Genomic DNA, 250 nt, shown 5'->3' with positions numbered 1-250 from the left:
TCCGCCGGAGATAAACTGTAGCTCACCACATCTCCATCCGGATCCGTCGCCAAACCGGTGAGGTTAACCACATCCCCTATTACCGCATTCTCTGAAATCGTATTATCTAACGCATTTGAATCGGTAACCGGACCCACCGGATTATCCGTATCGCCGCCACCCGGCAACGTACCATCTGCATCCGTCACCGTGATGTTAAACGTGCCCGTACTGGTTGAGCCATCGGTGGACGTCGCAATAATATCAATCG

The 250-nt window shown here is 52.4% G+C and carries 1 protein-coding gene; it reads right to left on the bottom strand.

Annotation, left to right across the window (positions count from 1 at the left end; genetic code table 11):
- Positions 1–250 (bottom strand): hypothetical protein (locus AACV33_RS06595; RefSeq protein WP_182700749.1); only part of this gene is annotated, 250 nt, incomplete at both ends.

The sequence above is a fragment of the Aliivibrio sp. SR45-2 genome (assembly GCF_963890165.1).
GTDB classification, from domain to species: domain Bacteria; phylum Pseudomonadota; class Gammaproteobacteria; order Enterobacterales; family Vibrionaceae; genus Aliivibrio; species Aliivibrio salmonicida.
Note: the sequence above shows the minus strand (reverse complement) of the source record. Positions and strands in the feature narration are given on the sequence as shown.